The sequence below is a fragment of the Bacteroidota bacterium genome (genome assembly GCA_019637975.1).
Lineage (GTDB): Bacteria > Bacteroidota > Ignavibacteria > UBA10030 > UBA6906 > CAADGV01.
The window spans coordinates 1-12,226 of the sequence record JAHBUR010000058.1 but is presented as its reverse complement, the minus strand read 5'-3'; the positions used below and the strand labels follow the sequence as shown (position 1 = coordinate 12,226).

General features: G+C 53.2%; 13 protein-coding genes and 1 pseudogene. 7 read left to right on the top strand and 7 right to left on the bottom strand.

Annotated elements, in window-relative coordinates; genetic code table 11:
- From KF749_18170 to KF749_18140, 7 genes are all read left to right on the top strand, one after another.
- The coding region (locus KF749_18170) for a glycosyltransferase family 4 protein (protein ID MBX2993082.1) at positions 1-652 on the top strand (652 nt) is incomplete at its 5' end.
- Positions 653-707: 55 nt separating this feature from the next.
- Positions 708-2,036 carry a glycosyltransferase gene (locus tag KF749_18165; protein MBX2993081.1) on the top strand — a complete coding sequence of 443 codons (1,329 nt, stop codon included), beginning with the start codon at positions 708-710 and terminating at the stop codon, positions 2,034-2,036.
- Positions 2,037-2,042: 6 nt separating this feature from the next.
- The gene (locus KF749_18160; GenBank protein ID MBX2993080.1) at positions 2,043-2,981 is read left to right on the top strand and encodes a glycosyltransferase family 2 protein; all 939 of its coding nucleotides are present in this window, start codon (positions 2,043-2,045) and stop codon (positions 2,979-2,981) included.
- On the top strand, positions 2,978-4,006 hold the full coding sequence (locus KF749_18155) for a polysaccharide deacetylase family protein (GenBank protein ID MBX2993079.1): 1,029 nt from the start codon (positions 2,978-2,980) through the stop codon (positions 4,004-4,006). Before KF749_18160 ends, KF749_18155 begins: the two co-directional genes overlap by 4 nt.
- A 57-nt stretch (positions 4,007-4,063) precedes the next feature.
- The gene (locus tag KF749_18150; protein ID MBX2993078.1) at positions 4,064-5,227 is read left to right on the top strand and encodes a glycosyltransferase family 4 protein; all 1,164 of its coding nucleotides are present in this window, start codon (positions 4,064-4,066) and stop codon (positions 5,225-5,227) included.
- A gap of 8 nt (positions 5,228-5,235) precedes the next feature.
- Entirely contained in the window at positions 5,236-6,399 is a 1,164-nt protein-coding gene (locus tag KF749_18145) for a glycosyltransferase family 4 protein (GenBank protein MBX2993077.1), read from the top strand.
- A gap of 1 nt (position 6,400) precedes the next feature.
- Positions 6,401-7,558: a glycosyltransferase family 4 protein gene (locus KF749_18140; GenBank protein MBX2993076.1), complete on the top strand. Its 1,158-nt coding sequence runs from the start codon at positions 6,401-6,403 to the stop codon at positions 7,556-7,558.
- Positions 7,559-7,573: 15 nt separating this feature from the next.
- On the opposite strand, the gene KF749_18135 is transcribed toward KF749_18140, so the two are convergent.
- The 7 genes and pseudogenes from KF749_18135 to KF749_18105 all read right to left on the bottom strand — a co-directional run.
- Entirely contained in the window at positions 7,574-8,230 is a 657-nt protein-coding gene (locus tag KF749_18135; protein MBX2993075.1) for a YdeI/OmpD-associated family protein, read from the bottom strand.
- A 47-nt stretch (positions 8,231-8,277) separates the two neighbouring features.
- Positions 8,278-8,695, bottom strand: a pseudogene (locus tag KF749_18130) (type II toxin-antitoxin system VapC family toxin).
- Positions 8,679-8,912: a hypothetical protein gene (locus tag KF749_18125; GenBank protein ID MBX2993074.1), complete on the bottom strand. Its 234-nt coding sequence runs from the start codon at positions 8,910-8,912 to the stop codon at positions 8,679-8,681. The pseudogene KF749_18130 and the gene KF749_18125 overlap by 17 nt, the downstream one beginning before the upstream one ends.
- 115 nt (positions 8,913-9,027) lie before the next feature.
- Positions 9,028-10,233, bottom strand: coding sequence for an amidohydrolase family protein (locus tag KF749_18120; GenBank protein MBX2993073.1), 1,206 nt, complete (start codon positions 10,231-10,233; stop codon positions 9,028-9,030).
- Positions 10,230-11,537 carry an amidohydrolase family protein gene (locus KF749_18115; protein MBX2993072.1) on the bottom strand — a complete coding sequence of 436 codons (1,308 nt, stop codon included), beginning with the start codon at positions 11,535-11,537 and terminating at the stop codon, positions 10,230-10,232. The genes KF749_18120 and KF749_18115 overlap by 4 nt, the downstream gene beginning before the upstream one ends.
- Before the next feature lie 45 nt (positions 11,538-11,582).
- Positions 11,583-11,993: a nucleotidyltransferase substrate binding protein gene (locus tag KF749_18110; protein MBX2993071.1), complete on the bottom strand. Its 411-nt coding sequence runs from the start codon at positions 11,991-11,993 to the stop codon at positions 11,583-11,585.
- Positions 11,962-12,226 (bottom strand): nucleotidyltransferase domain-containing protein (locus tag KF749_18105; GenBank protein MBX2993070.1); only part of this gene is annotated, 265 nt, incomplete at its 5' end. The genes KF749_18105 and KF749_18110, both read right to left, overlap by 32 nt.

Here is a 12,226-nt window from a genome sequence, read left to right as displayed (position 1 = left end):
CTATCACGGTGTCGATGTATCCCTGTACAATCCCTCCGGCGAAACCCGGACGAGGCTTCGCGAGGAGTTCAGAATTCCTCTGACGGATACTGTTATTGTAAGCACCGCAATGTTGGTACCGGTAAAATGCATTGACCGGCTTGTGAAGGCATTTGCTGCAGCATGCAGAACACGGCACAACCTTCGTCTCGTGATTGTGGGAACAGGCTCGGAATACGAGCCGCTGGCGGAAATGGCTGCCTCGTTTGGAAAGACCATTCGGGAAAGGATTGTCTTCCTGGGTTTTCGGAATGATATTGCCCGACTGCTGCAGATGAGCGACATCTACGTTCTGCCGAGCGACTCCGAAGGGCTTCCGTTGGCTTGCCTTGAGGCAATGTCAACCGGATTGATCTGCATGGCAACAGATAGCGGCGGAACGGCTGAAGTGATTCGTGACGGGCAAAACGGCTTCCTCGTCGAAAGAAGTGAGGCGGGGGTCACCGAAGGCGTGCAGAAAGTTCTCGATCTTTGTGATGAAAAGAGACGTGAAATCTCAGCCAACGCGCGGGATTTTGTCAAACAACATTTTAATCTGGAAAGCAACATTCGTTCGGGGCTGGGGGTTCTGCGCCTGGACGAAGGACTGGGAACAGACAAGAACGCAGGATAATGCCGCCGTAATCAGTGCGGCCAATCGGCGTTGTCGCAGAATAAGGGGAATAAAGATGAACATCACTGGCATAAAAAACCGGATCGCCGGGAGACTTGTGTTGAAAATTCTTCCGGCAGTCTTTTGGGTGATATTTGGCGTAAAGCGCCTTTTTAAGAAGAAGAAGGTTTTCGGCTTTCTTTCGGAGGAGTTCTTTGCGGAGAGTTTTCTCAAAGACAAACTCTGCGACATCGGCGGCTTCGGGATGACGGCGAAAGTCATCACACAATTTTACGGCGGAAGGCAGAATAAGGCCTTCCGCTCTGCGGCCTTGTTCAACAGAACGCTTTCCGGGCTACCGGATTGGAAGTTTCCCGTTGGCGACAGTCTCGTATACACCATCCCCGATTTGCATAGTCATTATGCGAGAAACCATGTCAAGTACTCCTTCGATGCGAACAAACAGTTTGATTTTCTGTTGAGCATTGATCTTTACCCCGGCTATGGGTTTTCGCTCGACGCAATGCCGAAGGCGCCGCTGCTCATTTGGCTCCGCGATCCGAAGGGCGAAACGGAGTTGGAGAAGATTGTCACAGTCGAGACTGAACTTCCGGCGAATAACATGACATCCATTGACGAGTTCATGGGCTATGCAAGAGAAGAACGAGAGTTTTTTGCCAAGGTGTACGAGGATAGTCAAACTACCGGCCGGCCGATTATGTTTGTCACTAACGCGCATTTCCTTACGCCACGGGGGCAACGACTTTACGGTCCGCGGGAGTTTACCCCTCACTTTCTCCCCAATCCGATTCACTATCTCCCGTTGGAAAGGCTCAAGAAGGCCGAGCGCCCGACCGTCACTTTGCTTGGCAGGCTCGATCCTGTGAAGCGACCCTGGATCTACTTCGAGCTGGCGAAGAGATTCAAGCATGTGGAATTCCTCGTCTGCGGGAACTCAAGTTATCCCGAGATTATGAATCCGATTATCGAGAAATACCGGTCGGTCGATAACCTGAAATTTCTCGGGCTTGTTCAGGGAGAACAGAAAGAGAAGGTTCTCACGGAATCCTGGGTCCTTGTCAACACAAGCATACATGAAGGGTTGCCCTGTTCCTTCCTTGAGGCGTTGTCGTGTCATACGCCTATTCTCAGCAGTGTTGATCCTGATAATCTGGTCAGCAAGTTCGGAACGTACACGGGCGACAATCTTGGCGACGGTTTGGATGATACAACACTCGGGCAGTTTCAGGCCGCGCTGGAGGATATGCTCTCCGACAAAAAGCGACTGGAGCAACGCGGCGCCGAGGCGCGGAAGTACATTGAAGGAATATATTCCTTCAAAGCGTTCGAGCAGAAATTGAACGGCATTCTCGATGCCGGATTTAATCCCAATTTCAAGATGTAGCGGAAGATGAGTTCCGGAAACGTACATACGAACAAGAGCAATCCGCTGGTTTCCGTCATCATGATCTTTTTGAATACCGGAAAATTCATCGAGGAGGCAATCACCAGTGTTCTGAATCAGACTTGTACCGACTGGGAGCTGCTTCTGGTCGATGACGGCTCGACCGACGAAAGCACACGCATAGCGCGCTCATTCGTCGATCGTTCTCCGGACAAGATCTTCTACTTCGAGCATCAGAACCACAGCAACCGCGGCATGAGTGCCTCCCGGAATCTCGCGATTCAGAATGCCCGCGGCAAGTACATTGCATTTCTTGACGCGGACGATGTGTACAATGTGAAGAAGCTTGAAGAACAAACCCGGGTTCTCGAAACCCACCCCGATGCCGCCTTCGCATGCGGCCGAACAGAACGCTGGCACAGCTGGGCGGGAAACAAAGAGGATCGTGATCGGGACACGTACCAGAACTTCACCGTCCCGTTTGATACCCTGCTTGCGCCGCCCGTGATCCTGCTTATGTGGCTGAAGGATGAATATGCGGCGCTCACCGCGGACGTCATGGTCCGGCGCGATATTGTGAATACAGTCGGGGGATATGAAGATGCCTTCCGCGGGATGTATGAAGACCAGGTGTTTCACGCAAAACTGTGCCTACGGTATCACGGATACATCTCGAGCGCAAGTTGGTACCGGTACCGGCAGCACCCCGCGTCGATGTGTTCTGCGGTCGGTGTTCAGGGATGGGCTGTTACCCGGTTACAATTTCTGCAATGGCTGAAATCGTACATGATTGCCAGCGACATTCACGACGAAGACGTCAGCCTCTTAATGCAGCAGCAGCTCAAGACGATCTGGCATGCACGCCATCCGACGGCCTCGCGCATCGTGCAGGCATTGAGGCGCGGGAAGAATGCAATCGGCTCGCTCATCGGAGCGAAACAATGACTCTGTTGCGAAGAGGCGTCAATGCAGGAAGGGAGATGATGAACAGGATCATCACATCCGTTCAGCACAAAGGAATCATCCTCATGTACCACCGCATTGCGGAAATGGATGTCGACCCCTGGTATCTATGCGTGAGCCCGGAAAATTTCGCTGCGCAACTTGAAGTACTGAGAAAGCGTGCGCGTCCGATGAGTTTGCAGAAACTGGCGGCAGCCGTTCATGAAGGCAATGTACCTCCGCGTGCAGTGGCCGTTACGTTCGATGACGGATATGCCAATAATCTCTACACGGCAAAGCCTCTACTGGAGCGGTACGACACTCCCGCAACGGTTTTCGTGACAACGGGTTACCTCGGATCCCAAAAGGAGTATTGGTGGGATGAACTTGATCAGGCCCTTCTGCAGCCCGGTACATTACCCCCTCGACTAAGTCTGAGCATGGACAATAACACCCGCGATTGGAATCTCGGCGCGGCGTCATCGTATACTGAAGGTGAGTATCGAAATGACTGTGCCCGCGGAACCAAGAGCCCGCGGTTGAACTTCTACTACTCTGTATGGGAGTGGCTGAGGCCTCTTCCGGATGTCTCCCGTCGCATGATGCTCGATGCGATCGTGTCATGGGCGGGCAAAGAGTCGTGCCTCCGCCCGACCCACCGTTCTCTCTTGCATGAAGAAGTGGTAACGCTGGCGCTGGGCGGATTGGTGGAGGTTGGTCCTCACACAGTGAGCCATGCGATGCTTTCACACCACCCGGAAGATGTTCAGCGGCGGGAGATAGAAGAAAGCAAGAAATGCATCGAGAATCTGTTGAGCGCTGATGTAGCGAGCTTCTCGTACCCGTTCGGACGGTATGATGCAACTACGGTTTCCATAGTGAAGCAAGCAGGATTTTCCGCAGCATGCACAGTAGAGAACTCAACGATTCAATATGGTAGCGACCCCCTTCAGCTTCCTCGGTTCGGGGTGTTTGATATGAACGGAAGAGTGTTCGAACGGCAACTGCTCCAGTGGTTGAAAACGTAGGGGCGCGTCACTGATGGATACCCGACAGGTGATGTTTTCAGATGCACGGAACGGCGTATGAAACTCCTTCAGATTCTTCCCTCTACACAACGCGGAGGGAACGAGGAATATGCCCTGACCATTGCCGCGGCGGCAATGAAGAGACAATTCCAGGTTCACGCAGCGTTTCCGTTCCTTGAAGCAACGCGTTCGCTCAGAGATGATTGTGAACGGTTGGATGTACGATACCATCCGCTTGATATAGAAGAAAAATTTGTCCGTACGATGCCGAATATCCGGGTTCTTGGCGCACACTACGTTCGGACACTCATACTGCTGATGCGGATCAGGCCGGATGTTGTACAGCTTGGTCTCCCCTGGCCGGAATGGGGACTGGGAAGTATGCTGGCGTGCAGAACGTTGCGCATCCGGACTGCCGTTGTCTTCCAGCTTGTTCCCTCACGGCTGAATTTTGAAGAGTTGAAACTTCGCCGGTATCAATGGGCACTTTCACGATTTCTACATTGTGTTTCTGTGTCTGAAAACAATCGGATGCTCCTGAGTCAATCCTTCAACATCCCGCGGGAGAAAATCTTCCGCATTTACAACGGGACTAAACCGGCCTCTGCGAAACAAAGCGCGAGTCAAACCAATCTGGCAGTTCGTGCCGAAGTTCGTGCCGATCTGGGCCTCAATAATACAGCACGACTTCTTCTTACGGTAGGCCGCTTATCCCGTCAGAAGGGATATGATATTCTCGTTCCGGTTATCAGGGATATTGCGCGGAAGTTCCCCGAAGTGTACTTCGTCTGGGCCGGTGAAGGCGAGGAACGCGAGAATCTTGTTCGTTCACTGGAAGTGGAAGGCATCCGTGATAGAGTGTTGCTGCCCGGTCATCGCAAAGATGTCTCGCGGTTGATGCAGGCTTCCGATATATTCGTTTTCCCCACCCGGTTTGAGGGTCACCCGTTCGCGTTGCTGGAAGCAATGGCGTCCGGGTTGCCTGTTGTCACTTCCGACGCGAGCGGAATTACAGAAATTGTCGAGCATGAGGTTCACGGAATCGTCTTTCGGGCCGGGGATGGCTTGCATCTCGAAACGGCAATTTGCCGCGCGCTTGAGCATCCCGCCGAAATGAACCAGTATGCAGTGCACGCCGCCGAGCGGGCGCGGCTGTTTTCAGAGGAAACGATGGTGAACGAAACCCTGGATCTGCTTCAGAATCTTGCAAGCACGAACTGAAACTAAGAGTGAAACGTATTCTCGTCATATCACCTATTCCGACACATCCGCAGATTGCGGGCAACCGGACTCGCATTCAGCTACTCCTGACAAGTCTGCGCGGGATGGGGCATGACGTCCACTTCCTCTGCGTGAATACTGAACCGTGGAAAGCGGACGAGAAGGCGATGGCGGATTGGTGGGGTGAGAATTTTTATTGCGTGCCGTACCGCTACCCTCCGCGCAGTCTGAAACGGTACGCAGGGCGCTTGCGGTTTCTCTTCCATCAGGGCTTCAAGGAAATCCTACCCGTTGATTACCGCTATGATGCGGCTCTCGACGCTTATCTCGATCAGCTTGCGGGCAGAATTCCGTTCGATGCCGTGATCGTTGAGTACATCTTCTGGTCGAAAGCGTTGGAACGGTTCGGCAACGGCGTCCTCAAAATTATCGATACACACGACGTGTTTACTTTGCGTCACCTGCTGTACAAGGATGCGGGGCAATCGTACGGCTGGTATTGCACAACGGCCGGCGAAGAGGCAAAAGCATTGAACCGAGCGCATGTTGCGGTCGCCATTCAGGACAAGGAGAAGGAGTATTTTGCGACGTTAACGGACAGGCGCATCATAACGGTCCGGCATATTGCCCCGCTGCATTCGCTTCCTCAACCCGATCCGGCGGGAGCGAAACTTCTCTTCATCGGTTCTGATGCGGGAACGAACATACACGGCATCCGGCATTTCATCCGGGAGGTTTTTCCGCTCGTCAGGCAGCAACTTCCCGATTCGACCCTTCATATTGCAGGGAACATTTGCGATATGATAGAACATTCGCCGCATTGTGTGAAGCTTGGTGTTGTTGACGATCTTGTTCCTCTCTACACGGACGCCGATGTTGTCATCAACCCGATTCAGTTCAGCACCGGGCTTTGCATTAAAACGATCGAAGCGCTCGGATACAGCAGGCCCGTTGTTGCGTCACCCGCCGGCTCACGCGGATTGGAAGATGGCGCGGGCAAGGCATTTCTTGTCGCGGACACTCCGCGCGCGTTCGCGGATGCAGTTGTCAAGATTGTACAGAATCCGCCGTTTGCGCGGTCACTCGTGCAGTCGGCATACGGGTTTGTTGAACGCTGGAATGCGGAAAGCCTCCGCGAACTTGGCGATGTTCTCAACATGAAATCAGCATAACATGATGAACTCTCCTGCAGAGAATACCACCTCCAACGGCGGAGGAAGAAGACCGAGTCTGCTGTTTACCGGCATGTGGTTTGGCGGCACGGCGACGGTGTTACAAAACCTTCGCAAGATCATTTCCGCGCATTCCGAAATCGACTCGACGTGGATTCCTATCGAGCCGGAGCCGCCGGAGTTGTTTGCCCGCGTGCCCCCCGTTTCGATGAACTGGACATTGCGCGGCGGCATGATCGCGCGGTCGCGCATCATGAAGCAAGAGAAAAGCGGCAAGCGGTTCGACGCCGCCTACTTCAACGATCACATTCCCGCATCGTTCATCGACGGCTTCCGCAGCCGCGTGCCGAGCGTGATGGCGATGGATGTGACTCCGCGATTGATGGAGCAGCACAATGCCTGGTACGGCGTTCCCCCTTCGGGCAGGATGAACATCATCGAACAAATGAAATTCCGCCGGACACGAAAAACCTACCGGCATACGACGTTCCTTCTCCCGTGGTCAAACTGGGTAAAGAAGTCGTTGATGGAAGATTACCGAGTTGACGAGGAAAAGATACGGGTGTTGGCGCCGGGTGTTGACCTCGATCTCTGGACGAACGATATAGTGTCGGCTTCCACACGGACACGAATCTTGTTTGTCGGGAACCAGTTCCTGCGCAAAGGGGGTGATTTGCTGTGCAATCTTGCACGACTGGAGCCGTTTGCCGGATGCGACTTTCATCTTGTAACAAACAGCGTCGTTGAAAACGTGCCGCCGAATGTTATTGTGCATACCCACGTTCTTCCCAACAGTCCGCAACTGGTACACCTGTACAAACATGCCGACCTCTTCGTTCTTCCGACGCGGGCCGACTTCTTCCCTCTTGCCATCATGGAAGCTATGGCGATGAAGCTACCCGTAGTTGCGACGGAACTTGGAAGCATCGATGAGATGATCGAGGAGGGAAGTACCGGTTTTCTCATTCCTGGGGAGGATGAGGACGCTCTTGCCGACAGGATGTTGCGTTTGATTCGCAACCCGGCAATGCGCCGCGAGTTCGGCGCGAACGCCCGCAAGAAAGCGGAGCGTGAGTTCAGTCTCAGGCATAATGCTGAAGTGATTCTCGAAACGCTCTGCCGTGCAGCCGGGATGTCCGAACCGGGCCGGAAGGGGTGATTACTTCATGCAGGGCTATGTACGCTGCGCCAACCCGGTGTTCTCTGCGTTCCCCCCTGTCAAGCTCTTCTCGTACTTCCAGTTACGACTCTTGCCCTCTGAAAGCCATGCAATCGCAATGGCAACACGTTTCTCCCGCGTTTCGGGCCGTTTTGCTTCGACGATCCACTCCACATACTCTCTTTTGTGTGAAGGCGGAAAACGCTCAAAATGTGTCAACGCAGTTTTGTTCTTCTTCAACGCAGCAAGAAAATCTCGGGGAGTTTTCGTTTGCCTCTTCAGCGCGGCTTTTTCCTTGACAACCTTGACGCCCTCATCATTGAGTCTTGCCGCTTCCTTGATGTATTTGATCATGATTTTATCGGAAGGAAGATCTTTCGGGCTTGTGATCTTCCCGAAGTGTCCCATGGCTTCTGCACGGGTCAAAGAGAGAATATTGTCCGGATCGTTCATCAATGATGCTTTCCAGAACCCGAACGCGCAGTGCTGCTTGAATGCCGCCATACTGCACAACATTCCCTTGTAATCAAAATGCGGGAAGCTCCACTTCATCGTCTCCTGCACATCAGGACATGCCTTGTGCACAAGCGAGCGGATGTGTTCGAGAATCGGTTTGGCAAAGTCGGCGGACTTTGCGATGTAGGCGTCGACGCGAGGGTCTCGTGTTCCAATGAGGTTTCTATTCGCTATTCGAGGTAGAGAGGCGTGCAAAATTCCGGCTATTTCATCAGCGCCGTGAACCCTGCCTGAACGAAATGCTCATCAGCCGTCAAAGCCTCACGAAGTCCTTCGTCCTTCATGACGACGAACGAAATACAATCCGTCATTCCCCATTCCTTGTCAAGATGACTTGAGTAGAGCTGTAATGCTGAGTCGTACTGTTTTGTGTAGCATCCCGGATATCCACCATCGGATCACGCTCAAGGGAAGCAAGAAGGATTGACCGTTCCTTCGAAGGTGAAGTTTGGAAAGGCCGTTTCCGATTTCAATCAGGACTGCGCGAGTTGTAAGAAGACGTACTTTGCGAGCCTTTATCTCACGAATGAGCGCAAGAGCACGATCGTGGTATTGATCCTGCTTTGATGCGAGGGCCATTGCATATGTGGTATCAAGAAAAACCCTATTGGGAATCTCCATTGCTGCCACGATAGAGATAGTCGTCAAGCCGTGATGAGAAGTCCGGCGGTAATGCGAGATCCATACTCAGCGCCGTGTCGAGGAAGCTGTACTCCTTGCCCTTAACTGCATCAGCAGACTCCACTGTTATCGTGACTTCCGTGCCAGGCTTGATTGCAAGGTGTTCATGAGGATGAAGAACCTTGCCGTCGTAATGTGCTTTGAGTTTTACGGTCATAGAAACCTCCGTCAAAAAGTTAAGGACTCTGCAAGCGCGAAGCAAGCGGGCTATCCGATCCGAGCCGCGCAATCCTGACGTATCCCGGATCTTTGTTCGTTTCGCACATCCCTTCCTATTTACAGGTGTCGTTCACGACCTTGCCATTCACAACCACGCCGCAAACATGCGTCGTATACTCGAAGGGGTCGCCATCGAACAGAACCAGGTCGGCATCTTTCCCTTTCTCAATCGAGCCGACGCGCTTGTCAACACCGATGATTTTTGCTGCGTTGATCGTAATGGATGCAAGCGCGTCATCGAACGAAAGTCCGTTTGCAGCGGCAATTGCCGCTTCGTACAACACAATGCGTGTCTTCGGCACGTAGCCTTCAAAACCGCTTTGCAGCGCGAAGAGAATTCCGGTTTCTTTCAGCTTCGCCGCGGTCTCGAACGAAACATTGCGCGTATCTCCCCATCCACGCATCATCGTGGGGTGAAGAATAACGGGCACGCCCGCTTTCTTGATCTCATCAAGAACAAGATATGCCTCGGCGGCTCCATCAAGCACCATCGCAAATCCGAATTCCTTCTTCAGACGCAGCGCCGACATGATGTCCGTGGCTTTTTGTGCCGTGAACAGGATTCGTGTCTGTTTGAGGAGAATGCGCGACAGCATCTCCATCTTCAAATCCGGCGCCGGGCGTTTCTCGGGATCCTTTGAACTTTTGCGTTTGAGATAATCCTGCGCTTTCAGAAGCTCGCTGCGCAGCATTGCCACTTGCTTGGCGCTTGTACCGGGAGATTTGAACGTGCTGCTGACACTTTCGCCAAACGTAAAGGCCACCATACCGGAATCCACGAGCGCATCCTCGATCGTGTTGCCGATAGTCTTGACCACAATGGTCGTTCCGCTTGCGAGCGCGCCGGGCGCGTGCCCGGTGTGCATCGTGGTTACGCCGAGGTTCCGCACAAACTCGATCAATTGTTCCTGCGGATTGTATGCATCAATCGCACGCAATTCGGGCTGAATCGGTTCCGACGTTTCGAGCTGCATCTGATCGTGCCGCTGGTTGAGAATTCCTGTCAATCCCACAACCGTATGCGCATCAACGAGTCCCGGCGTAACAACTTTTGCTTCCATCACCCTGTAGCCTTCGGGAAGCTTGACCATCGCGCCTTCGAGGACTTGCTCGATCTTTCCGCCTTTCACAATGACGACGGCGTTCTTGAGCGGCTTGCCTGCCATCGTGTACACCGTTTCACCTCGAATCGCAAGCTGGGCGTGTGAGACGTTGATGACAGTAGAAAGAAGAAGAAGAAAGGTGCTTGATCGTTTCATCGTTCCTCTCCTTCGCATGTATCGTACGCATTGCCGCTGCGGAAGACGCGATAACCGCCGACCGAGAATTTCCTGTCGTCGGGGTTCGAGCGGTCGTACTTCTTTACCCCCTCCACCCACGTCTGCTCGACATGCGTATAGACGCTGAGCGGATCGCCGGAGAGAATGATGAAATCGGCATCCTTGCCCGCCTTCAACGAGCCGACCCTCTTATCGAGATCCATCATCATTGCGCCGGCAATAGTCACCGACTCAAGCGCCTTCATGCGCGACATCCCGGCACGAACGCCGAATGCAGCGCTACGGAGAAAGTGGCGCGAGTCCGTGATGCCGTCATCCGTGTGAAAAGCAACGACAACGCCGGCTTTTTCCAGAATTGCGCCAGTCTTGTAGCTCAACTCCGCCGCTTCGAGTTTCCCGCCCGGCGCATCAATCATAATCACCGAACACATCGCGCCGGCTTCCGCAATTTCTTTTGCGACCTTCCATGCTTCGCTTACGTGGTGGAGCACAACACGATGCCCGAACTCTTTGGCAATTCTCAAAACGGTGATGATATCGTACGCGCTGTGGGTATGATGTTGAACGATGCGCTTCCCGTCCAACACTTGAAGCATCGCCTCCATTTCAAGATCGCGCTTGGGGAGTTTTGTTGTGTCGCCTTTCGCCGACTGAATCTTCGAACGATAATCCTGTGCCTTCAGGAAAAGCTGGCGGACCATTGCCGCCGACTTTGCCCTTGTGCCGGGAAACGGTTTTTCGCCGATCGAGTTCGTTCCGTTCGCCATCTTCATTCCGCCGCAAATGTCGTTCAGCGGATCTTTACAGAAGAGCATGTCTTCAATGACATTCGCTTCGCGGATTTTCAGGTAAGCAGTCTGCCCGCTCATCAAATGGCCGGAGCCTGGCATGACGTTCACGGTTGTAATACCGCCTGCCAGCGCTTTCTTGAACGAATCATCCCTCACATCAATCGCATCAAGAATACGAACGTCGGGATGAAGCGCCGACGATCTGTCGCCGCCCGACCCTCTGCCGATATGCGAATGCGTATCGACAAGTCCCGGCATGATCACCTTGCCCGTCACGTCAACGACGACGGCCTCGGACGGAACGGTGACGCTTTGCGCCGGGCCGACACCCACTATCGTGCCGTTGCGAACGACAAGCACGCCGTTCTCAATCGGATCTCCCTCAACGGGATAAATGGTTGCGCCGCGGAAGGCGTGGGGTTTTTCTTGCGCAAGCGCTGATACGGCGATAATAATATGCAGCAGCGCAATACATCGAAGAAGGGCTTTCATGTGTATATGTAATTGATGGGAATGTGGTTGGATTGACCTACGGCTTCACGGGAGCCTGAGAAGAACCGATCGTGCCTCAGACAAGAATCGTTCTGCGATCTTTGCATACTCTTCTTCAGAAAGCGCAAAATAGTCGTGAACCCCGGCATTACGTGACTGAAGAAACTCGGCCCACAGTTCGAGATCATCGATCCATTGATATGTGCCCGCCAGCGTAATGGAATCTCGCGGGCCAAATGTTTCGGTTCCTTGAAATTCAAGCGCGGCTTTTAGAGCTTTCCACACGTACTCGAATGAAACCTCAAAGCGTTTTGCAACAGCATCAAGCCTTCCCCAACGATCATCGGCTTCAGGATTTGCATGAAGCCACCTGATGGTGGTTTCGAGCTGCAAAAGGGACGACGCGGCCTTCTGTTTCGCCGCTTCAAGTCTCTGTTGTGGAGAGAGTGTAACCATCCAGATTTCCGCTGAGAATAATCATATCGTTCTTGATGCCGTCAAGAAACTCCCGCGGGGCGCGGGTCAGATCAACCAAATCTATCCTGTACGGCCATGCAAGGTCCTCCACATGTGTCTTCCAGACCGTGAATGACCGCCAATCATATCCGGATTCTCTGAAAATGCCCACATCGTAGTCGGCATTTTTGTGCGCTGTTTGTCGCGACTGACTTCCAAACAGCACAATAACT